The sequence below is a fragment of the Streptomyces lancefieldiae genome (assembly GCF_031845825.1).
GTDB lineage: Bacteria > Actinomycetota > Actinomycetes > Streptomycetales > Streptomycetaceae > Streptomyces > Streptomyces lancefieldiae.
On sequence record NZ_JAVRFH010000015.1, the window covers coordinates 1 to 21330 of the forward strand.

A 21330-nucleotide genomic window follows, 5' to 3' on the forward strand; every position below is an offset into this window, starting at 1 on the left:
CCGGGCATTACGGTGGGACACGAAGACCTCCGTGCGGTGCAGTCCTAGACAGCTCCACCACACCGGAGGTCTTCGCCATGATCAAGCACCGGCGAGTGTCAACAACGCTCGTGATCAATACACCTAGCCAGCGGCGAGTGCGACGAGCATGCCGGTGTCGTAAACCGGCACCCGTGCGCTCACGCGGCGCGCCCCGGGTGGCGGCCGTGCCGGTCCCGGCCGTGCGCCAGACCGAGGGCCTCCTCGACCTCGCGGCGTTCCTGCTCCGTCAGTTCCGCGACCGGTTCCTGGGCGGGTTCGGAGGGCAGTCCGTCCGCTGCCCGTTCCGCCCGGGCGATGAGGGTGTCCACCTCGGCGAACTGTTCCTCTATGGCATCGCTCTCGGCCATCTGCCGAGTCGCGGCGTGTACCAGGTACGCCGAGACGTCCATGCCCACCCGTTCCGCGTGCTGCCTGATGCGTTCGGCCTGGTCTCGCTCCAGGCTGATACTGATCCGCGTCTTAGCCACGAAAGCAACGTAATACGCGTATGACGGAGGTGCGAATGCACTCCAGGACGGACTCGGACTTGCCACTCAAGAACCGTGCGCACTAGCGAACCTCCCCCAACTCACGGGTGTCACTCGAGCGTTGACACACGCATTGCGCGACTTACGCTCGGGAAGGGGAAGACGGCACTGCCGTCGGCCCCGCCACCACGAGAAGGGGGACAGCATGCCGATGAGCGACGAAGAGATCCGCATCACCCGCGAGGCCCAGGAGAGGGCCGCAAGGGAGCACGCGGAGTTCATGGCCCGGCAGGAGGCCGAGCGCCAGGCCCGCATCGCCGAGGAAGCGGCGCGCCGGGCGGCCGAACAGCCGCACAGCGGCCCCACCTGGTAGCTCTCCCGGTCAGTCTCCGGCAACGGTCACGGCAGGGATCCCGTGCCCTGTCGGAGCGGGCTTCCGACACTCGTAGGCGCGCGGACGCCCTGCCGATTCCAGTCGGCCTCGGGCAGGCGGCGCGTATCCGAGCCTCGCGGCAAGCCGCAGGTGGCGGCAGACGAGTCGGGCTGTACGCCGGGTTCTGTTCCCCGAGGTCCTCGCGGACCTCGGGGCGACGGCCATCCATCTAGGACCGGCGTTGCCACCGGCCTCCAGCGGTCTACCCGCGGACTCGGGCGGGCAGCCCTCGAACGTCCGCGCAGAGACACCGGGGTGTCTCCTCTTGACCTTGCTCCGGGTGGGGTTTACCTAGCTGCCCAGGTCGCCCTGGGCACTGGTGGTCTCTTACACCACCGTTTCACCCTTACCCGGGACCGAGGTCCCGGGCGGTTTGCTTTCTGTGGCACTGTCCCGCGGGTCACCCCGGGTGGCCGTTAGCCATCACCCTGCCCTGTGGAGCCCGGACGTTCCTCGGGAAGTCCCGTGAGGGACTCCACGCGGCCGCCCGCCCGGCTCGTCTGCCGTATCGACCATGGTACCGGGCGTGGGCGTCGGCTCGGTCCCGTGGCCGCCGTCGCCAGGACCGAGCCCGCGAGGATCAGGGCGAAGGCGGCGATGACGCCGGGGGTCAGGGATTCGTCCAGGAAGAGGGCGCCCGCGGTCACCGCGACCGCCGGGTTGACGTAGGTGATGACCGTGGCGCGGGTCGGGCCGACCTCCTTGATCAGCTCCAGGAAGGCGACGAAGGCGATCGCCGTGCAGACCACGCCCAGGCCGGCGAGCGCGGCGAGCGCCTCGGTGGAGGGGAGGGTGTCGGGGCGGGTGAGGACGGCGGCGGGGGCGTAGACGAGGGCCGCGAGCGTGAGGCAGGACGCCGTGAGGTGGAGGGACGGTACGTCCTTGAGGTGGCGGGCGGCGATCAGCGGGGCCGTGGCGTAGCCCAGCACCGTCAGCAGCACCTCGGCGAGGGACCGGGCGTCGCCGCCGGTCAGGTGCGGGACGGTGAGGACGCCCACGCCGGCGAGGCCGAGGCCGAGGCCGGTCAGGCGGCGTGTGCCGAGGTGTTCGGTGTCATGGAAGAAGCGGGCCAGGACCACGCCGACGATGGGCACACCCGCGATCAGCAGGCCCGCGGTGGAACTGGACAGGTGGCGTTCGGCGTCGGTCAGGGTCCACCAGGGGCCGATGATCTCGATGACGGCGAAGGCGAGGAGGGGTTTCCAGTGCGTCCGTACGGTCCCGAAGAGATGTCCCTTGCGCAGGGCGAAGGGGAGCAGGAGGGCCGCGCCCAGGGCGCAGCGCGTGAACACCACCGCGGACGGGGACACGTCGTCCACCGCCACTTTGATCATCAGGTAGGGGACGCCCCAGACCACGCCCATCAGGGAGAACAGAAACCAGCCGCGTGCAGTCATGCGGCGAGTCTCGGCCTCCTCAGACGGCCCCGTCTTGAACGCTGTTGCGCCGCACGCTGTCGCGGTACGCCGCCGGGGTCACCCCGAGGACCCGGCGGAACCAGCGGGTCAGGTGCGCCTGGTCGGCGAACCCCACCAGAGCCGCCACCTCGGCGGGGCGCAGGCCCGCGTCCAGCAGCCCGCGCGCCCTGGCCACCCGGTGCTGGGCGAGCCAGGCGTACGGGGGTATCCCCATCGTCGTACGGAAGGCGCGCAGGAGTTGGTAGCGGGACAGGCCGAGGTCCGTGGCGAGGGATGCCAGGGACGGCGGGGCGAGGAGTTCGTCGGCGAGGCGGTCGCGTACGACGCGGGCGATGCGGTCGGCGCCGGGGACCGTGTCGTCGGCCGCGCGGGCCGTGGAGTGGCGGCGGGCCAGGGCCGTGAGCAGCCAGGGGAGGCGGGACTCGGCCTCCAGCGGGTCGGGGCGGTGGGCCAGGTCCATGTGCGTGGCGCGCAGGGCGGCGGCCAGTTCCGGGTCGTCGAGGACGGGCTCGCGGAAGTGCGGGAGGCCGCTGCCGCGCGTGCCGTCGGCGAGGAGGGAGGGGGTCGCGTACAGGGCGCGGTAGGAGTAGCCGTCGGGGGCGGCCGGGCCGCCGGTGTGCACCTCGCCGGGTTCGAGGACGACGATGGAGCCCGGACCGGAGTGGATGTGCCCGCCCCGGTAGGCGATGACCTCCAGGCCGCCGACGGTGACGCCGACCGTGTACTCGTCGTGGGCGTGCGGGGCGTAGACGTGGCGGTCGAAGCGGGCGGTCAGGAGGTCGAGGGGCGGGCCGGCCGTGCCGAGCCGGGCCCTGGTCCACCGTGCCTGTTCCCCGCGTGCGTCCACCGCTTCCCACCCCCTGCCCCCACGGGATCAGAGGAAGTCGGCGGTGTCCAGTTCGAAGGCGAAGGGCTCCGGAAGAGCCAGCGGTTTGCCGAGGGGGAGGGTGCGGTGCTCGCGGTAGTCGTCGCGGTGGTCGATCTTCTCCGGGCTGCTGAACAGCGTGATCGAGGACGCCTGTCGGTCGACGAGCAAGTAGAGGGGGATGCCGCCGCCGGCATAGCAGCGGCGTTTGGCCTCACGGTCGACCCGGGGCTTGCTGGACGTCACCTCCAGGACCATGGCGACGCCCTCACATGGCATCCAGGGGTCCGCGCCGCGATACAGGCGCTGTGCCGTGGGGGCGAAGGTGCAGTCGGGAATGAGGTGGTCCATCGGGTGGTCGAGACCGCCCCTGAGTTTCAGCCCCTTGTTGCCGGAGACATCCATGTCGGTCCGGGATCGCCTGATCACCTGCTTCACGATCAGATTGATGTAGTCCTCATGATCCCCGTCCGGCGGCGGCGTCACGACGATCTCCCCCTCGATCAGCTCGGCCCGGAAGCCTTCCGGCGTGTCCAGGGCGAGGAACCCCTCCAGCAGGACCTCGGCCTGCGTCAGCGGTTCGTGTGCCATGGCGGTCATGTCACGCCCCTCCTTCGGTCGCTCGCCAGACTGGGACATCCGCTGATCACCTGTCCGAGAGATCGGGAACCGTTCCCTCGATCGTGGCACAGGATCACAGCCACCGTCGGTTACCGACCCAGCAGCCGCTTGACCCTGTCGCAACGTCAACGTCTCTACTGGGGTCATGCGGATCGGAGAACTCGCCGGCGCCGTCGGCGTCACCACGCGGACCGTGCGGCACTACCACCACCAGGGCCTGCTGCCCGAGCCGGAGCGGCTGGCCAACGGGTACCGGACGTACACCCTGCGGCACGTCGTCGTGCTGGCCCGGATCCGGCGGCTGACCGAGCTGGGGCTCGGGCTGGCGGAGGTGCGGGACGTGCTCGCGGACGAGGCCGGGAAGGATCTGGCCGAGGTGCTGGAGGAGCTGGACGCGGATCTGGCGCGGCAGGAAGCGGCGATCCAGGAGCGGCGGGCGCGGCTGCGGGCGCTGCTGGAGGCGGAGGGCGGACTGCCGGCCGAGGGGCCGGTCTCGCCGGAGCTGGCCGCGCTGTTCGCCGGCATCCCGCAGGCCCCCGACGACTCGCCCATGGCCGCCCGGGACCGGGAGATGCTGGCGCTGCTGGAAACCACGGTGGCTCCGGAGGACCGGGCACGGCTGCTGGAGACGCTGCGCGGTGCGCTGGGTTCGCCGGAGGTGGTCGCACGGGCCCACCGCGTCTACGCGCTGCTCGACGACCTCGTCGACGCCCGCCCGGACGATCCGCGCGTCGGCGAGGCGGCCCGCGCGCTGGCCGACTGTCTGCCCGAGGAGATGCTGCCCGAGGAGAACGTCCTCCTCGACTCCGGGCACAGCTTCCTGCGGGCCTTCTACGCCGACTTCGCTCCGGCCCAGGCGGAGGCGATCCGGCAGGCCATGGAGATCGCCTCCCGGGGGCGGCGGTCATGAGACGTCCGGCCTTGGTCATGGTCCCCTGGCTCCTCGTCCGGCACGAGCTGCGGCTGCTGGCGAGCCTGTGGTTGTGGGTGACCCGGCGAACCCATGGGACGGAGGGCGGCGGGGCGGCCTTCGGGTACGTGCGGGGGCAGGGCGCGATGATGTTCGGGTTCGCGTTCGTGTGCGTGGTCGAGTCGGTGGGAATGTCCGTGCTGCTGCGCGACTGGCCCACCGCGCACCACGTGGTGCTTGTCCTGGACGTGTACACCGTCGTGTTCGTGATCGGACTGCACGCCGCGTCCGTGGTACGCCCGCACGTCCTGCACGCGGCCGGCGGCACGCTGCGGATCCGCCGGGCCGTGCACGTCGACATACGGATACCGCTGGACCGGATCGCCTCCGTCCGCCGGGAACTGCGCATGACCCATGAGCCGGCGGACGGTGAGCTGGATCTCGCCGTGGGCGCGCAGACCTCCGTCACCGTCGAACTCGCCGAGCCCGTCACCCACGTCACCTTCCTCGGGCGGCGGCGCGAGGTGCGCGTCGTGCGCTGTCACGCCGACGACCCCGGTGGCCTGGTCCGGGCCGTCGATCAGGCACGGGAGGGGTACGCCGTACCCTGACCGGGAGCCCACCGGGAGCCCCGGAGCTCGGAGTGAAGGAGTACGTGTGCTTGTCCTGCTGCCGCCGTCCGAGGGGAAGGCCGCGTCCGGCCGGGGCGCCCCGCTGAAGCCGGAGTCGCTGTCCCTGCCGGGACTGGCCCCCGCCCGGGAGGCCGTCCTCGGCGAGCTGGTCGAGCTGTGCGCCGGTGACGAGGAGAAGGCGCGCGAGGTGCTCGGGCTGAGCGAGGGGTTGCGCGGGGAGGTCGCCAAGAACGCGGAGCTGCGGACGGCGGGGGCGCGGCCGGCCGGGGAGATCTACACCGGCGTGCTGTACGACGCCCTGGACCTGGGCACGCTGGACCCGGCCGCCAAGCGGCGCGCCGCCCGCTCCCTCCTCGTCTTCTCGGGGCTGTGGGGCGCGGTCCGGGTGACCGACCGAATTCCTTCGTACCGTTGCCCGATGGGCGTGAAGCTCCCCGCGCTCGGGGCTCTGGGCGCGTTCTGGCGGGCGCCGATGGCCGAGGTGCTGCCCGAGGCGGCCGGGGACCGGCTGGTGCTGGACCTGCGCTCGTCTGCGTACGCGGCGGCGTGGAAGCCGACGGGCGAGGTCGCCGGGCGGACGGCGACCGTGCGGGTGCTGCACGCGCCGACCCGCAAGGTGGTCAGCCACTTCAACAAGGCGACCAAGGGGCGGATCGTTCGGAGTCTGCTGGCGTCCGCGAGCGCGCCCGGGGGGCCCGCCGAGCTGGTGGAGGCGCTGCGGGACCTCGGGTACGAGGTGGAGGCGCAGGCGCCCACGAAGGCGGGGAAGCCGTGGTCGTTGGACGTGCTGGTGGCGGAGATCCACTGAAACGACCGACGCACCGTTGCGCATTTTGCAACGCTCGTTGCGTCTGATGCTCTCCGGCGGCACGATGAGGCCATGAGTTCACCGCTGCCCTCCTCCCCCGCCGCCTCGGTGCTGGACCTCGCCCCCGTCGTCCCCGTCGTGGTCGTCGACGACCTCGCGGACGCCGTGCCGCTCGCCCGCGCGCTCGTCGCCGGGGGGCTGCCCGCGATCGAGGTGACGCTGCGCACGCCGGTCGCGGTCGACGCGATCCGGGCGATCGCCGAGGAGGTGCCGGGCGCGGTGGTCGGTGCGGGCACCGTCATCACGCCGGAGCAGGTCGGTGCGGTGGTGGCGGCCGGGGCGCGGTTCCTGGTCAGCCCGGGGTGGACGGACGTACTGCTGGAGGCGATGCGGGCGTCCGGGGTGCCGTTCCTGCCCGGGGTGTCGACCACGTCGGAGGTGGTGGCGCTGCTGGAGCGCGGGGTGCGGGAGATGAAGTTCTTCCCGGCCGAGGCCGCGGGCGGCACCGCCTACCTCGGCGCGCTCGCCGCCCCGCTGCCGCAGGCCCGCTTCTGCCCGACGGGCGGCATCGGACCGGCCTCGGCACCGGAGTACCTGGCGCTGCCCAACGTCGGCTGTGTCGGGGGCAGTTGGATGCTCCCGAAGGATGCGGTCGCCGAGCGTGACTGGGTCCGGGTCGAGGCGCTGGCCCGCGAGGCGGCGGCGCTCAGCGCAGGTGGGACGTGTCGTTGAACAGGCGGACGCTGGCGCCGCCGTCCGCGTAGTACGCCACCGCCGACAGCGAGGCCGCCGACAGCTCCATGCGGAACAGGGACTCGGGCGGGGCGCCGAGCGCGAGCCGTACGAACGTCTTGATCGGCGTCACGTGGGAGACCAGGAGGACCGTGCGGCCCGCGTAGGCCGCGACCAGCTTGTCGCGGGTGGCCGCGACACGGGCGCCGGTCGCCGCGAAGCTCTCGCCGCCGCCGGTCGGCTCGGCGTCCGGGGAGGACAGCCAGGCGTTCAGGTCGTCCGGGTGCCGCTCGCGCACCTCGCCGAAGGTGAGCCCCTCCCAGGCGCCGAAGTCGGTCTCGCGCAGGCCCTCCTCGACCGTTACCTCCAGACCGAGGCGGGCGGCGACGATGCCGGCGGTCTCGCGGGTGCGGGCCAGGGGGGAGGCGACGATCGCCTGGATCGTGCCGCGCCGGGCGAGGCTCGCGGCGACCTTCTCGGCCTGCTCGCGTCCGACGGACGACAGGGCCGGGTCGCTGCCGCCGCTTCCGGAGAACCGCTTCTGCGGGGTGAGGGGCGTCTCGCCGTGCCGGAGCAGGACGAAGGTGGCGGGAGCACCCATGTCGGGCGGACCCCAGCCGGGCGAGGCGACGGTCTTCGCGGCCCGCACGTCGGCGTCCGCCGATGCCTCGAGGACGGTGGCGTCCACGGTGGCGGTCGCGTCCGCGGTGCCGGTGGCTTCGGTGCCCGTGACATCGGCGGCGGAGGCGGAGGCGCCGGCTCCGGGCGCGGTCCGGGCGGCGGTCCCGGCCGCCCGGGCGAGACGCTCGCCCACGGCGGCACCGGCGCCGCTCCCCTCACCGCCGGCCTCCGGCACGTCCCCGGCGGGAGCGACCCCCGGCTCACCTCGGCCACGACCGGCGCGGACGACGCGTCCGTCGGCGGCGGCACCCGCGTCCAGTTCCGCCGTCGAAGCGGACGGCGACCACTGCTCACCGCGCGCCCCCGCGTCCATCGCCTCGTTGGCCAGGCGGTCGGCGTGCTTGTTGCTCGCGCGGGGGATCCACTCGTACGTCACCCGCCCCGGCGGGAAGACGCGTGCCGCCTCGGCCGCCAGCGGCTTCATGTCGGGGTGCTTGATCTTCCAGCGGCCCGACATCTGCTCGACGACGAGCTTGGAGTCCATCCGGACGTGGACGGTGGCGTCCGGGTCCAGCTCCCTGGCCGCGCGCAGGCCGGCCAGCAGGCCCCGGTACTCGGCCACGTTGTTCGTGGCGACGCCGAGGTACTCGGCGGCCTCGGCCAGGGTCTGGCCCGTCGCCGCGTCCACCACGACGGCTCCGTAGCCCGCGGGCCCCGGGTTGCCCCGCGACCCGCCGTCGGCCTCGACGACGAACTCCCGATCCGCCACGGGACGCGCCCCTACAGCCCGGAGTCGGCCGTACGCACCAGGATGCGGCGGCAGTTCTCGCAGCGTACGACCGTGTCGGGAGCCGCCGAGCGGATCTCGCTCAGCTCGGTGATCGCCAGCTCCTGGCGGCAGCCCTGGCAGGTGCGCTGGTACAGCTTGGCCGCGCCGACGCCGCCCTGCTGCTCGCGCAGCTTGTCGTAGAGCTTCAGCAGGTCCGCGGGGACCGAGGCCGCCACGACCTCGCGCTCCTTGGTCACCGAGGCCGCCTCGCCGTCCAGCTCCTCGACGGCCGCGTCCCGGCGCGCGGTGGCGTCGTCGATCTTCCCCTGCACGGCGCCGACCCGCTCGGTCAGCTCGGCGACCCGCTCCTGCGCGGACTCGCGGCGCTCCATCACCTCCAGGACGACGTCCTCGAGGTCGCCCTGCCGCTTGGCGAGGGAGGCGATCTCCCGCTGGAGGTTCTCCAGGTCCTTCGGGGAGGTGACGGCGCCCGAGTCCAGGCGCTGCTGGTCGCGGGTGGCGCGCTGGCGCACCTGGTCCACGTCCTGCTCGGCCTTGGTCTGTTCGCGGGCGCAGTCGCTCTCCTCGGTCTGCGCGGCCACGAGCAGGTCGCGCAGCTGCGTGAGGTCCTTGGTCAGCGACTCGATCTCGGCGTGCTCCGGCAGGGACCGGCGCTTGTGCGCGAGCTGCTGGAGGCGGACGTCGAGGCCCTGGACGTCGAGGAGTCGGATCTGGTCGGCGGACGCGGCTTTCAGTTGGGGGCTCCCATTGTGTTGGAGGTCGGGGTGGACGCCGCGTGGGCGGTCCAGGGGTCGGTGACCGTCTTGGAGACGTGGACCCTCAGGTCCCATCCGTTCCGGTCGGAGATCTCGTCGAGCTGGGCTGCGGCCAGCTCGCACCAGGGCCATTCGGTGGCCCAGTGTGCCGCGTCGAGCAGCGCGAGGGAACTGTGGGCGCGGGCTTCCGACACAGGGTGGTGGCGCAGGTCCGCGGTGAGGAAGGCGTCGGCGCCGGCCGCCCGTACGTGGTCGAAGAGGCTGTCGCCGGAGCCGCCGCTGACGGCGACCGTGCGGACGGTCGCGCCCGGGTCGCCGGCGACGCGGATGCCCTGCGCGGTGGCGGGCAGCCGTTCGGCGGCGCGGGCGGCGAGCTCGCCGACGGTCAGCGGATGCTCCAGCTCGCACACCCGGCCCAGGCCGCGGCGGCCCTCGGGGTCGGTCGGGTCCGGCACCAGGGGCCGTACGACGCGCAGGTCGAGCGCGCCGGCCAGCGCGTCGGAGACGCCCGGGTCGGCGGTGTCGGCGTTGGTGTGGGCGACGTGCAGGGCGATGTCGTTCTTGATGAGCGTGTGCACGACACGGCCCTTGAAGGTGGAGGCCGCGACCGTCGTCGTGCCCCGCAGATACAGCGGGTGGTGGGTGACGAGCAGGCCGGCGCCCAGCTTCACCGCCTCGTCGACGATCTCCTGGACGGGATCGACGGCGAACAGGACCCGGGAGACCTCCTGGTCGGGGTCGCCCACGACGGTGCCGACCGCGTCCCAGGACTCGGCCCGCTCGGCGGGCCACAGACTCTCCAGCGCGGCGATGACTTCTGACAGACGGGGCACATGAGCAAGGCTACCTGGCCGTTCTGCGCCGCTGTACCCGCAGCGTGCCCTCGCGGCCGCCCCGCTCCGGCACAGCACACTCGTCTCCCTCCGCTCAGGCGAATCGTTCCTGTGCCACACGTACGTGTGATGAGGACGGCCCACCGACCCCCGGCCGTGCGTACGAAAACTAGCTTCTTCGCCGGAGGTGACCGAATAATGACGGTCTGTGCGATCGAGCTTTCGGCGGACCCCGGGAACGGCGGGCCGCCGCGTGCGGGCTGCACCATCACCGCGGAGGGCGGCTACGCCGCGCGCCTCGCCCTCAGGGGCGACTCCTGGTTCCCGGAGCGCTGGACCCTGGACGGCCCCGAGCCGTACGCGGTGCCGCTGCCCGGCAACCAGCCGGAGGAGCCCGGCACCGAGGTGCAGCCGATGGGCGACGGACGGGTCCTGGTCCACCGCGTCGCGGCCGGACGGCACGTCTTCTCGCTGCTCTACCCGACCGGCCCCGGCACCGGCGAACTGCCCCTCGGCGCGGTCGAGTGCCCCGAGGAGACCACCGCGCTGCGGCTGCTGCCGCCGGCTCCGGACGGCGAGCGGGCCTACGCGCTCGCCGTCGGTCCGCGGACGTCGGTGCTGTGGCAGGTCGCGGGTGACGCCTGCGGGCCCGAGCGGCTGGCCGAGATCCCCGGCCGTTGCTCGGGCGGGGTGTGGCTGGACCGCACGGGCCGGCTGCTGGCCGTGGACCGGGAGACCGGCGGGCGCACCAAGGCGGTCGTGGTGGACCTGGAGCGGGGCGGCGAGGTGTCGCCGCTGCTGCAGATCACCGAGGACAGCGACGACCGGATACTGCTGGCCGACCCGGACAGCGGGCTGGTGCTGATCCGCTCGGACGCGCCCTCTCCGGGGCAGGAGCGGCTGGGCTGGGGGGTGCTGGGCAGCACCCTGCCGGTGCGCTTCCCGGAGTGCCTGCAGCTGCCGGACTGCGTCGTCACGCCGTTCGCGGTCCAGCCCGGCCAGGCGCTGACGCCGGAGCGCTGCGCGGTGGCGCTGCGCATGGACGGCGCGTTCGGCAGCTGGGTCGGGCTGTGGCGGCCCACCGAGCGGCGGGTGCGTCACGTTCCGGCGCCCGCGGGGTGGTTGGCGGGCGCCGGGGTGTTGACGGCCGGCGGGGAGCTCCGTCTGCCCTGCGCCACACCGGAGTTGCCGTGTGGCGTGGCGCGGCTGTCCGTGCCCTGGACCGACGACGAGCGGCCGGGGAGCGGGGGAACGGCGGAGGCCACGCCTCCGGAAGGGCCCGCCGAAACGGATGTCCCGGACCCCGCCCCACCGCGTCCGGTACCGCTCCAACAGGCCCCGCTGGCACGGCTTGTAACGAACTAGTGCCGGTTGGCGTGACTGCCTGGATTCGGGCCGAGGTGTGCCGGTTACACTCGCCCGGCTGTAGGAAAGATCATGTTGACGGGGTGAATTCCTTCCGATGAACGACGCCAGCACGACCCAGCCGATGCAGGCCGACGGTGCCGACGTTTCCCAGACCGACACCGGGCACGGCAAACACCGGGGACCGGTCTCCGACCAGGACGGCGCGGCGACTCCTCGGGGCCGCCACCGCAAGCCCGCCGAGGAGTCCGGAACCGCCGCCTGACGGCACGGGGGACAAACACACACGGCAAGCAGCACCGGCCCCGTTCGTCGTATCCGACGGACGGGGCCGTTCACGTCCGACGGACGGGGCCGTGGTCGTCACGCGTACCGGACGACGGTGTCGGCGAGGACGGGGGCGTCGTCCCGCTCGGGCACGCTCACGGCGACCCGCACGGTCCCGCCCCCGACCGGCGACCGGGACCGCCACATGCGCACCCGCAGCGTCTGTCCCGGGTACACGACCCCGGTGAACCGCGTGCGGTACTCGCGCACCCGGGTCACGTCGCCGTCGAGCAGCGCGTCGACGACCGACTTGAGCGTGCCGCCGTAGGTGCACAGCCCGTGCAGGACGGGCCGGTCGAAGCCGGCGCGCGCGGCGAACTCCGGGTCGGCGTGCAGGGGGTTCCAGTCGCCGCTGAGCCGGTAGAGCAGGGCCTGGTCCTCGCGTACGGGCCGCTCGACCACCTCGTCGGGCGCGTCGGCGGGCGGCGGTGCCGGGCGCGCGGAAGGTCCCCGCTCACCGCCCCAGCCGCCTTCTCCCCGTACGAAGATCTCGGCCTCGTCGGTCCACAGCGGCCCGTCCGCGTCGGTGACGTCGGTACGCAGGACCAGGACGGCCGCCGTGCCCTTGTCGTACACGGCGACGAGGCGCGAGGCCGCGCTCGCCCGGCCGCGCACCGGAACGGGCCGGTGCAGGCGCAGGCGCTGCCCGCCGTGCAGCACCCGGGCGAGGTCGACGTCGACGCCGGGCACGGACAGCCCGCCGATCACGCCGGGCGGGCCGCCGCCCGCGACGGTGGCGAAGCTCGGCAGCACGTGCAGCCGGGACTCCAGGGTGTAGCGCAGCTCACGGGGATCGGTGGCGGGGAGACCGGCGCCGATGCCGAGGTGGTAGAGCTGGACGTCCTTGTGGTCCCAGGCGATCTCGCGCACCCGGGGACCGGCGGCGAGCGCCTCGGCCGCGTCGATGGGCATGGCTCTCCTGTCCCCCGGTCGGGTCACGACGACGATCACGGTCAGCCTCGACCGTACGGGACGCCGGCCACCCGTGACATTCGTCCTCCCGGACTCCGGGCAACCGCGTCTGCCGCCCGCTCCCGCCGACTCCGTAGCGTCGCCCGTATGCCACCGGCAACGCACCGCTCCCGCCGTCTCCTTCACGGGAGCCGGCACCGGGTGCACCCCTCGCATCGGGACGTGGTCCCCGGCCTTCCCGGGCCCACGGACGCAGGCACATACGACAGGGGACGTAGGAACTTACAAGAGAAGGTCAAGAATTCGTTAGGGACACGAAGCAACGGAATAGTTGCCCGGGCGCACGAGGTTCAGCCTGCACACATCGCAGACCACCGATCACGCATCGCGTTCGCCGACTCCCGGCCTGGAGGCCCCACCCCATGTCCCACACGACGACCGACGAGCCCGCCCGGAAAGCGAGCGGGGCCACCGTCCCGGTGCTCGCCTTCGCGGGCATCGTCGTCGCGGTGATGCAGACCCTGCTGGTCCCGGTCATCAAGGACCTGCCCCAACTCCTGGACACCACACCCAGCAACGCCACCTGGGTCCTGACCTCCACACTCCTGTCCGGAGCCGTGGCCACCCCGATCATGGGCCGCCTCGGCGACCTCTACGGCAAGCGGCGCATGCTGATCGCCAGCCTGTCGGTGATGGTGGTGGGCGCGCTGGTCAGCGCGTTCACGGACGCCCTGCTCCCGATGATCGTCGGCCGTACGCTCCAGGGCTTCGCGATGGGCGCGATACCCCTCGGCATCGGCCTGATGCGCGACATGCTGCCCCGCGAACGCCTCGGCTCGGCCATGGCGTTGATGAGCTCCTCGATCGGCGTCGGCGGCGGCCTGGCCCTGCCCGCCGCGGCGCTGGTCGCGCAGCACGCCGACTGGCACGCCCTGTTCTACGGCGCCGCCGGCCTCGGTGTCGTCTCCATCGCCCTGACCCTGCTCGTCGTTCCCGAGTCCCCGCTGCGCGCGAAGGGCTCGTTCGACCTGCCGGGCGCGCTCGGCCTCTCCGCCGGTCTGGTCCTCTTCCTCCTGCCGATCACCAAGGGCAGCGACTGGGGCTGGTCGTCCGCCACCACGCTCGGCCTGTTCGCCGCCGCCGCCGTGGTCCTGCTCCTGTGGGGCCTGATGGAGCTGCGCGTGAAGGCTCCCCTGGTCGACCTGCGCACCACGGCCCGCCCCGCGGTCCTCTTCACCAACCTGGCCTCGATCATGGTCGGCGTCAGCTTCTACGTCGTCTCCCTGGTCCTGCCCCAGCTCCTCCAGCTCCCGAAGGCCACCGGCTACGGCCTCGGCCAGTCGATGGTCACCGCGGGCCTGCTCGTGGCGCCGCTGGGCCTGACGATGATGTTCACCGCGCCCGTCTACTCCCGCCTGTCCGCGAAGTACGGGCCCAAGGTCACGCTGATCCTCGGCCTGCTGATCATCGCGATCGGCTACGGCGCCGGGCTCGGTCTGATGAGCGCCGCCTGGCAGAGCCTCGTCATCGCGGTCCTCCTGGGTGCGGGCATCGGTCTCGCCTACTCCTCCCTGCCCGCGCTGATCATCGGCGCGGTGCCGGCCTCGGAGACGGGCGCGGCCAACGGGCTCAACACCCTGATGCGCTCCATCGGCACCTCGGTGTCCAGCGCCGTCATCGGCATGGTGCTGGCCAACACGGCGAACGACGTGAACGGCGTCGCCGTCCCCACCATGCACGGCTTCCGCGTCTCCTTCCTGATCGCGACCGCCGCGGTCGCCGTCGGACTGGCACTGGCCTTCTGCCTTCCCGGCCGCGGCCCGGCGACGACCACGCAGCTGCGCGCGAGCAGCGAGGAGGAGGCGAACCTGGCCCGCGCCGAGCAGGCGCTGTCCGGGGAGCCGGTGGCCGGCGAGCCGCTGCGCGGCTTCCGCGGCCGGGTACTGGCCGCCGACGGCGCCCCCGTCGCCCGCGCCAAGGTCACGCTGATCGACCGGCACGGCCGCCAGGCGGGCGCGACCCTCTCCGCCCACGACGGCGGCTACGCCCTCGCCGTCCCCGCCCAGGGCCCGTACGTCCTGGCCGCCCGGGCCACGGGCCACGGCCCGCTCGCCCACTCGGCGACCCACACCGGCGCCGACCTCCCGGTCGAGCTGGACCTGTTCCTGCCGGGCGAGACGGTCTCCGCCTGACCGCACGCGGTCCGTACCTCACCCCCTACCGAGCCGTACCCCCTGCCGCACGCCCGGCAGGGGGTACGGCAGCATGGGGCGCCGGCACCCGCACCACCGGAAACCGGCACACCCGCTCCACCGAGAAGGCGCGCCCGCACCACCGAAAGGACCCGCATGCCCGCGGCACCCACCCCCGACACCCTGGCCGCCTTCGAGGCCGCGAAGGGGTTCATGCCCGCGCACGAGGGCCTCGCGCTGTACGCGGCGGCCGTGGAGGCCGGCGGGCTCGGGCTGCCGCTGCTGGAGGTCGGCACGTACTGCGGGCGCTCCACCGTGCTGCTCGCCGACGCGGCCCGCCGGGCCGGGGTGACCGCGCTCACCGTCGACCACCACCGGGGCAGCGAGGAGCAGCAGCCGGGCTGGGAGTACCACGACCCGGAGACGGTCGATCCCGAGCTGGGCGTGATGGACACCCTCCCCACCTTCCGCCGCACCCTCAACCGAGCCGGCCTGGAGGAGCACGTGGTGGCCCTCGTCGGCCGCTCCCCCCAGGTGGCGGCGGTCTGGAACTCCCCCGTCGGCCTCGTCTTCATCGACGGCGGCCACACCGACGAGCACGCGAACGCCGACTACGAGGGCTGGGCGCCGCACGTGACCGACGGCGGTCTCCTCGTCATCCACGACGTCTTCCCGGACCCTGCCGACGAGTTCACCGGCCAGGCCCCGTACCGCGTCTACCTCAGGGCTCTCGCGTCCGGTGCGTTCGCCGAGGTCTCGGTGACCGACTCGCTGCGCGTGCTGCGGCGAACGGGCACGGGGATCTGAGGGCGCGGTTAGAGTCGCTGACGTGTCGTACACAGGCCCGGACTTCGATCCTCCCCAGCCCCGCCGCTCCCCGCTGCGCCGCCCGCTGACCGTGGCGGTCGCCGCGCTGGTGCCCGGGGCGCTGCTCGGGTGGGGGGTGTACGCGGCGGTCGGCGGCCCGGACGACGCGGGCGGCACGGACCGGGCGGGCAGCGGCGTACGGACGTCACCGGCGCCGTCCACCGGCGGTCCGGCCTCCGCGTCCGACGACACCAGCACAGCGACCGGCCCGTCGCCCTCACCCACCGCGAGGAAGCCGTCCGTCTCCGCCTCGCCGTCCGCGCCCGCCGCCGCCTCCGGGCCCCTCAAGGGGAAGGTCGTCGTCATCGACCCGGGGCACAACCCGGGCAACTTCCAGTACGCCACCGAGATCAACCGCAAGGTGAACGTCGGCACGCACTGGAAGGAGTGCGACACCACGGGCACGGCCACCAACGCGGGCTGGCCGGAGGCGAAGTTCACCCTCGACGTCGCCCACCGGCTGCGCACACTGCTGGAGGAGCAGGGCGCCACGGTGAAGCTGACGCAGGACGACGACCGTTCCTACGGGCCGTGCGTGGACGAGCGGGCCCGGATCGGCAACGAGGCGCACGCGGACGCCGCGATCTCGATCCACGCCGACGGGTCGGGGGCCGGCAACCGCGGCTTCCACGTCATCCTGCCGGGCGCGGTGCACGACGGCCCCGCCGACACCCGTGCCATCGTCGCCCCCTCCACCGACCTCGGCCGGCGCATCGCGGGCAACTTCGTCCGCTCCACGGGCACCGCGCCCTCCAACTACATCGGCGGCGGCACCGGTCTCGTCACGCGCACGGATCTCGGCGGTCTCAATCTGTCAACGGTTCCCAAGGTGTTCATCGAGTGCGGCAACATGCGTGACAGCACGGACGCGGCGCTGCTGACCAGCGGCGACTGGCGGCAGAAGGCGGCGCGAGGGATGTCTGAGGGAATCGTGGGTTTCCTGCGCGGGTAGTGATCAGCGCCCCGATCCCTGCGGACAGCCCCGATGTGCGGACGATAGTGTCGCCCGTACGATGAGGGGCCACCCCCGCGCTTCACACCGGAACCTTTCGGCGACATCGTGACAGCGACGCCTCTACCGACGACGAGACGACCTACGAAGGACCTGAAGTGAATATCCGCTCCCTCACTCGAGGCGACGGCGTGGTGATCGGAGCAGCGGTGTTGCTGTTCATCGCGTCGTTCCTCGACATCTACTCGATCGAAGGCGCCTCGGACAGCGCCGACATTCCCAGCCTGTGGGGCAGTGGGCCGGTCGTGCTCGGTGTCGTCCTGGCGGGCATCATCGGCGCCGCGCTCGTCATCGTGGCCCGTGCCCTGCCGCAGCCCAAGAAGGTGGCGGGCCTGGACCTCGGCCAGTTCGGCGTCGCGTTCACGGTCTTCGCCGCCTGGTGCGCGCTCGGCAACATCTTCGACCCGGCGGGCGCCTTCGACGGCGACGGGGGCTTCACCGACAACCTCGGTGCCGGCACGGGGCTGATCCTCGCCCTCATCGCCACGCTGGTCATGGCCGCCGCGGCCGTGGCCACCCCGCTGGTCCCCGCCCTCAAGGGCTCCCTGATCCCGGCCGCCCGTCCTGCCGCCCCGCAGCCCTACGGCGGCCAGCCCCAGGGCGGTTACGGCTACCCGGGCGCGCAGCAGCAGCCCTACGGCGCTCAGCCGGGCCAGCCCGGCCAGCCCGGTCAGTCCTTCGGCGGCCAGCCGCAGCCGGGGCAGCCTCAGCCGCACGCCCCGCAGCCGCAGCCGGCCCAGGCGCAGCCGGCCCAGGCGCAGCCGGCGGCGGACTTCTCGCCGTTCTGGTTCGCCGTGCCGGTGCCGCGTCCGCTGTTCGCGGAGGACGGCTCCCCCACGCCGATCGCCGAGCTGGCGCCGGGCACCTGGTACCTGGCCGTCGAGCAGCGCGGCGCCAACCTGGTCGCCCAGACGCAGGACGGCCGCCGCGGCGTCCTGCAGGACACCTCGGGCATCCAGCGCGGCTGACCGCAGCCGCCCGCCCGCTCAACGCCAACGGCCCCTCGCCCACCGGGACTTCCGGGCGAGGGGCCGTAGGTTTCAGGCGGACGTCCGGGGTCAGACGGAAGGCATGTCCCCTCGATATCGCACTGGTTCCAACTCCGCCGGGACGGCCGTCGCGGTGATCGCGGACATCATGGCCGTCATCCTCGGACTGTGGATCCTGATGTATCTGCTGGACGCCAACCGGGCCAACGACCTGGTGCGGTTCGTCCACGACGCGGCGAACTGGCTGGCCGGCTGGTCACGCGACCTCTTCACGTTCGACGAGGCCTGGGCCCGCGTGGTCGCCGGCTACGGACTGGCCGCGGTCGTCTACCTCTTCGTCGGCCACGCCATCGCCAACCGCCTGAACCGGCACTGACGCCGCGCGGCGGTCAGACGCAGCAGTCCGGGTCGAGGCCCCTCGGCAGTCGGTCGCCGGCGAAGACCTGGCAGGTGGCCTCGTGGCCGCCGAGGGCGGCCACCGCCAGGAGCAGGGAGCCGGCCGTCCAGGTGGTCAGTTCGCGCGGCCAGATCGCCTCGTCCTCGAAGACGTACCCCGTCCAGTACAGGCCGCTGTCGGGGTCGCGCAGGTGCTGGATCGACTGGAGGATCTCCAGGGCGCGGTCGGACTCGCCCACCGCCCAGAGCGCGAGCGCGAGTTCGGCCGACTCGCCGCCCGTCACCCACGGGTTGGGGACGACGCAGCGCACGCCGAGGCCCGGGACCACGAAGCGGTCCCAGCTCTCCGCGATGCGGGACCTGGCCTCCGTGCCGGTGAGCGCGCCGCCCAGCACCGGGTAGTACCAGTCCATCGAGTAGCGGTCCTTGTCCAGGAACCGCTCCGGGTGGCGGCGGATGGCGTGCCGCAGGGCGCCCGCCGCCAACTCCCAGTCGGGCTGCGGCTCTTCGCGCTGCTCGGCGATGGCGAGCGCGCAGCGCAGCGCGTGGTGGACGGAGGAGCTGCCGGTCAGCAGCGCGTCCGGCGTGTCCGTGCCGTCGTCGTCGCGGCGCCAGCCGATCTGCCCGCCGGGCTGCTGGAGCCGCAGCACGAACTCGACCGCCGCGTGGACGACGGGCCACATCCGGTCCAGGAACGGGTCGTCGCCGGTGGCGAGGTAGTGGTGCCAGACGCCCACGGCGGCGTAGGCGACGAAGTTGGTCTCCCGGCCCCGGTCGGTGACGTCGGCGAAGTCGCCGTCGGCGTAGGCGGCGTACCAGGAGCCGTCGGGGTTCTGGTGCCGGGCCAGCCATGCGTACGCCCGCGCGGCGGCCGCGTGCTCGCCGGCCGCGTCCAGGGCCATCGCCGCCTCGATGTGGTCCCACGGGTCGAGGTGGTGCCCGCGGAACCACGGGATCGCGCCGTCCTCCCGCTGCCCGGCGAGGATGCCGCGGACGGTCGCGGCGGCCTGCGTCTCGGTGAGGACGCCGGGCAGGACGAGGTGTTCCGTGCGAGGCGTGCGGGGCGTACCGGGAGTGCGGGAAGAGGTCACGCGGCGTCCACCGGCGGCAGGTGCGGCTTGGTCGCGTAGGCCACGAAGCTCTTGCCGATCAGCGGGTTCAGCGCCTGCTCGGCGACCCTCGTCGCCAGCGGCTTCTTCATGATGTCCCAGACCAGCAGCTTGTGGTACGCCCGCACCGGCAGCGCCTTGTCGTTGTCGACGCCGAACGCGCACTTCAGCCACCAGTACGGCGCGTGCAGCGCGTGCGCGTGGTGGGTGCCGTAGGGCTTGAGGCCCGCCTCGCGGATGCGGGCGAGAAGCTGGTCGGCCTTGTAGATGCGGATGTGGCCGCCCTCGACCTCGTGGTAGGCGTCGGACAGCGTCCAGCAGACCTTCTCGGGGCCGTAGCGGGGCACGGTGACGGCGATCCGCCCGCCGGGCTTGAGGACGCGGACCATCTCGGCGAGGACCCCCTTGTCGTCGGGGATGTGCTCCATCACCTCGGAGATGATGACGACGTCGAAGGACTCGTCCGGGAAGGGCAGGGCCAGCGCGTCGCCCTCCATCGCGGTGGCGGTGGCGCCGGCCGGGGCCTCGCCGGCCTCCTTCATCGCCGCGAACCACTTGGCGACCTCGCGGATCTCCTCACCGTTCTGGTCCAGCGCGACGACCCGGGCGCCGCGCCGGTAGCACTCGAACGCGTGCCGGCCGGCGCCGCAGCCGAGGTCCAGGACGCGGTCGCCCGGGGCGAGCGGGAACCGGGAGAAGTCGACGGTCAGCACGTGGCCCTGCTTTCGGGGTAGACGCCGGTGTCACTGGTGGTCGGGGTCGCGGGCACGATCCTCGGGGTGGTCGTGGAGGAGAGGCCGATGGCCTCGCGGTAGCGGGCGACCGTGCCCTCGGCGGCGCGGGCCCAGGTGAAGTGCCGCAGGACGCGTTCGCGTCCGGCCGCGCCGAGCCGGGCACGGAGGTCGCGGTCGCCCAGCAGCCGGTTCAGCCCGGCGGCCAGCGCGCCCGCGTCGCCCGGCGGCACCGCGAGGCAGGTCTCCCCGTCGGGTCCGGCGACCTCCGGGACGGCCCCGCCGGTCGTCGCCAGCAGCGCCGTACCCGTCGCCATGGCCTCGGCGGCCGGCAGCGAGAACCCCTCGTACAGCGACGGCACGCACGCGACCTCGGCGGACCGCACGAGGTCGACCAGTTCGGCGTCCGAGATGCCCTTGACGAACTCGACGGCGCCTTCGAGGCCGTAGCGCTCGATCGCCTGGGCGACGGGCCCCTCGGCGGGCCGCTTGCCGACGACGACGAGGTGGGCCCCGGGATGCTCGGTGCGCGTCTTGGCCAGCGCCTCGACGAGGAAGACCAGGCCCTTGAGCGGCACGTCCGCGCTGGACGTCGTCACGATCCGGCCCGGCACCCGCGGCACCGACGGGTCGGGCGAGAACAGGTCGGTGTCGGCGCCGATGTGGACGACGTGGATGCGGTCGTCCCGCACGCCGAGGTGGTCGATGATCTCCCGGCGGGAGGTGCCGGAGACGGTGAGCACGGAGGGCAGCCGGCGCGCGACGCGCTTCTGCATGCGGGTGAAGGCGTACCAGCGGCGCACGGAGTACCGGCGCTTGCGGGAGTCGGCGGCGTCGAGCTCCAACTGCCGGTCGACGGTGATGGGGTGGTGGATGGTGGTGACGAGGGGCGCGCCCACGTCGCCCAGCAGGCCGTAGCCGAGCGTCTGGTTGTCGTGGACGACGTCGAAGTCGCCGCGCCGGGCGCGCAGATGGCGGCGGGCGCGCAGGGAGAACGTCAGCGGTTCGGGGAAGCCGCCGGTCCACATCGTGCCGACCTCGAGCGCGTCGATCCAGTCGCGGTACTCGTCGCGCTTCGGGGTGCGGAAGGGATCGGGCTGGCGGTAGAGGTCGAGGCTGGGCAGCTCGGTGAGGGACAGCCGGTCTTCGCGGCCGTCGAGGACGTCCAGGACGGGATAGGGCTGGGCGCCGATGACCTCGACCCGGTGGCCCAGGCGGGCCAGTTCGCGCGAGAGGTGCCGGACGTAGACGCCCTGACCGCCGCAGAACGGGTTTCCCTTGTAGGTGAGGAGTGCGATGCGGAGCGGTCGCAATCCCCCACTCTCGGCTTCGCTCGAGCGGGAGGGGCCCCCACCAACGGCGGGCTCCTCACGGGGATCCGCCTGACTGGCCTCAGCGGTCACTCTGGGCCCCCTTCTCACTGCGCTGTCCCGCGACACTACGCCGGGACGATAATCTAGAACAAGTTTCATACTTGATCGTCAGAGCCTCCGAATCTACCGG

22 protein-coding genes, 1 other RNA gene and 1 pseudogene are annotated in these 21330 nt (G+C 73.0%); 12 read left to right on the forward strand and 12 right to left on the reverse strand.

Going from position 1 to position 21330, the window contains the following annotated elements; translation table 11 throughout:
- Positions 1–179 precede the first annotated feature (179 nt).
- Entirely contained in the window at positions 180–509 is a 330-nt protein-coding gene (locus RM812_RS17150) for a hypothetical protein (protein ID WP_311573439.1), read from the reverse strand.
- Positions 510–720: 211 nt separating this feature from the next.
- Between RM812_RS17150 and RM812_RS17155 the strand changes: the two genes are divergently transcribed.
- Entirely contained in the window at positions 721–882 is a 162-nt protein-coding gene (locus RM812_RS17155) for a hypothetical protein (RefSeq protein WP_311573440.1), read from the forward strand.
- 157 nt (positions 883–1039) lie between these two features.
- Here RM812_RS17155 and rnpB read toward each other — a convergent pair.
- The 4 genes and pseudogenes from rnpB to RM812_RS17170 form a co-directional block, all read right to left on the reverse strand.
- Positions 1040–1441: RNase P RNA component class A (rnpB, locus tag RM812_RS17160), an RNA gene on the reverse strand.
- Between the two features lie 70 nt (positions 1442–1511).
- A pseudogene (locus tag RM812_RS43045) lies at positions 1512–2339 on the reverse strand (DMT family transporter); the annotation flags it as partial.
- A 19-nt stretch (positions 2340–2358) separates the two neighbouring features.
- On the reverse strand, positions 2359–3207 hold the full coding sequence (locus tag RM812_RS17165; RefSeq protein ID WP_311573441.1) for an AraC family transcriptional regulator: 849 nt from the start codon (positions 3205–3207) through the stop codon (positions 2359–2361).
- A gap of 27 nt (positions 3208–3234) precedes the next feature.
- Positions 3235–3825, reverse strand: a complete 591-nt coding sequence (locus RM812_RS17170) for a Uma2 family endonuclease (RefSeq protein WP_311573442.1) — start codon at positions 3823–3825, stop codon at positions 3235–3237.
- A 166-nt stretch (positions 3826–3991) separates the two neighbouring features.
- On the opposite strand from RM812_RS17170, the gene RM812_RS17175 reads away from it, so the two are divergent.
- From RM812_RS17175 to eda, 4 genes are all read left to right on the forward strand, one after another.
- Positions 3992–4756 carry a MerR family transcriptional regulator gene (locus RM812_RS17175; RefSeq protein ID WP_311573443.1) on the forward strand — a complete coding sequence of 255 codons (765 nt, stop codon included), beginning with the start codon at positions 3992–3994 and terminating at the stop codon, positions 4754–4756.
- On the forward strand, positions 4753–5367 hold the full coding sequence (locus tag RM812_RS17180) for a hypothetical protein (RefSeq protein WP_311573444.1): 615 nt from the start codon (positions 4753–4755) through the stop codon (positions 5365–5367). Before RM812_RS17175 ends, RM812_RS17180 begins: the two co-directional genes overlap by 4 nt.
- Positions 5368–5413: 46 nt before the next feature.
- Positions 5414–6196, forward strand: a complete 783-nt coding sequence (gene yaaA, locus RM812_RS17185) for a peroxide stress protein YaaA (protein ID WP_311573445.1) — start codon at positions 5414–5416, stop codon at positions 6194–6196.
- A 72-nt stretch (positions 6197–6268) separates the two neighbouring features.
- Positions 6269–6928, forward strand: coding sequence for a bifunctional 4-hydroxy-2-oxoglutarate aldolase/2-dehydro-3-deoxy-phosphogluconate aldolase (gene eda, locus RM812_RS17190; RefSeq protein ID WP_311573446.1), 660 nt, complete (start codon positions 6269–6271; stop codon positions 6926–6928).
- Here eda and RM812_RS17195 read toward each other — a convergent pair.
- From RM812_RS17195 to RM812_RS17205, 3 genes are read right to left on the reverse strand one after another with little or no spacing between them, the layout of a single operon-like run.
- Positions 6903–8318, reverse strand: a complete 1416-nt coding sequence (locus RM812_RS17195) for a bifunctional RNase H/acid phosphatase (RefSeq protein WP_311573447.1) — start codon at positions 8316–8318, stop codon at positions 6903–6905. The two genes, eda and RM812_RS17195, sit on opposite strands and share 26 nt — an antisense overlap.
- A gap of 11 nt (positions 8319–8329) precedes the next feature.
- Positions 8330–9073, reverse strand: a complete 744-nt coding sequence (locus RM812_RS17200) for a zinc ribbon domain-containing protein (RefSeq protein WP_311573582.1) — start codon at positions 9071–9073, stop codon at positions 8330–8332.
- Positions 9070–9927, reverse strand: a complete 858-nt coding sequence (locus RM812_RS17205) for a Nif3-like dinuclear metal center hexameric protein (RefSeq protein WP_311573448.1) — start codon at positions 9925–9927, stop codon at positions 9070–9072. The genes RM812_RS17200 and RM812_RS17205 overlap by 4 nt, the downstream gene beginning before the upstream one ends.
- Positions 9928–10125: 198 nt before the next feature.
- On the opposite strand from RM812_RS17205, the gene RM812_RS17210 reads away from it, so the two are divergent.
- Positions 10126–11292, forward strand: coding sequence for a hypothetical protein (locus tag RM812_RS17210; RefSeq protein ID WP_311573449.1), 1167 nt, complete (start codon positions 10126–10128; stop codon positions 11290–11292).
- 97 nt (positions 11293–11389) lie between these two features.
- The gene (locus RM812_RS17215; protein WP_311573450.1) at positions 11390–11557 is read left to right on the forward strand and encodes a hypothetical protein; all 168 of its coding nucleotides are present in this window, start codon (positions 11390–11392) and stop codon (positions 11555–11557) included.
- A gap of 98 nt (positions 11558–11655) precedes the next feature.
- Here RM812_RS17215 and RM812_RS17220 read toward each other — a convergent pair whose 3' ends face one another.
- Positions 11656–12531: a MaoC family dehydratase gene (locus tag RM812_RS17220; RefSeq protein ID WP_311573451.1), complete on the reverse strand. Its 876-nt coding sequence runs from the start codon at positions 12529–12531 to the stop codon at positions 11656–11658.
- A gap of 422 nt (positions 12532–12953) precedes the next feature.
- Between RM812_RS17220 and RM812_RS17225 the strand changes: the two genes are divergently transcribed.
- From RM812_RS17225 to RM812_RS17245, 5 genes are all read left to right on the forward strand, one after another.
- Positions 12954–14723 carry an MFS transporter gene (locus tag RM812_RS17225; protein ID WP_311573452.1) on the forward strand — a complete coding sequence of 590 codons (1770 nt, stop codon included), beginning with the start codon at positions 12954–12956 and terminating at the stop codon, positions 14721–14723.
- Positions 14724–14879: 156 nt separating this feature from the next.
- A complete protein-coding gene (locus RM812_RS17230; RefSeq protein ID WP_311573453.1) occupies positions 14880–15530 on the forward strand; it encodes a class I SAM-dependent methyltransferase in 651 nt (216 codons plus the stop codon).
- 22 nt (positions 15531–15552) lie between these two features.
- The gene (locus RM812_RS17235) at positions 15553–16542 is read left to right on the forward strand and encodes an N-acetylmuramoyl-L-alanine amidase (protein WP_311573454.1); all 990 of its coding nucleotides are present in this window, start codon (positions 15553–15555) and stop codon (positions 16540–16542) included.
- 158 nt (positions 16543–16700) lie between these two features.
- Complete coding sequence (locus RM812_RS17240; protein ID WP_311573455.1) at positions 16701–17570, forward strand: DUF5336 domain-containing protein; 870 nt, start codon at positions 16701–16703, stop codon at positions 17568–17570.
- A gap of 103 nt (positions 17571–17673) precedes the next feature.
- Positions 17674–17967 (forward strand): hypothetical protein, encoded by a 294-nt coding sequence (locus tag RM812_RS17245; protein ID WP_311573456.1) that lies wholly within the window; start codon positions 17674–17676, stop codon positions 17965–17967.
- A gap of 13 nt (positions 17968–17980) precedes the next feature.
- Here RM812_RS17245 and RM812_RS17250 read toward each other — a convergent pair whose 3' ends face one another.
- Genes RM812_RS17250 through RM812_RS17260 form a run of 3 tightly spaced genes read right to left on the reverse strand, consistent with a single transcriptional unit; the run spans position 17981 to position 21230 of the window.
- Complete coding sequence (locus RM812_RS17250) at positions 17981–19078, reverse strand: glucosidase family protein (protein ID WP_311573457.1); 1098 nt, start codon at positions 19076–19078, stop codon at positions 17981–17983.
- Positions 19075–19809 (reverse strand): class I SAM-dependent methyltransferase, encoded by a 735-nt coding sequence (locus RM812_RS17255; RefSeq protein WP_311573458.1) that lies wholly within the window; start codon positions 19807–19809, stop codon positions 19075–19077. The genes RM812_RS17250 and RM812_RS17255 overlap by 4 nt, the downstream gene beginning before the upstream one ends.
- A complete protein-coding gene (locus RM812_RS17260; protein ID WP_311573459.1) occupies positions 19803–21230 on the reverse strand; it encodes a glycosyltransferase family 4 protein in 1428 nt (475 codons plus the stop codon). The genes RM812_RS17255 and RM812_RS17260 overlap by 7 nt, the downstream gene beginning before the upstream one ends.
- Positions 21231–21330: the final 100 nt, after the last annotated feature.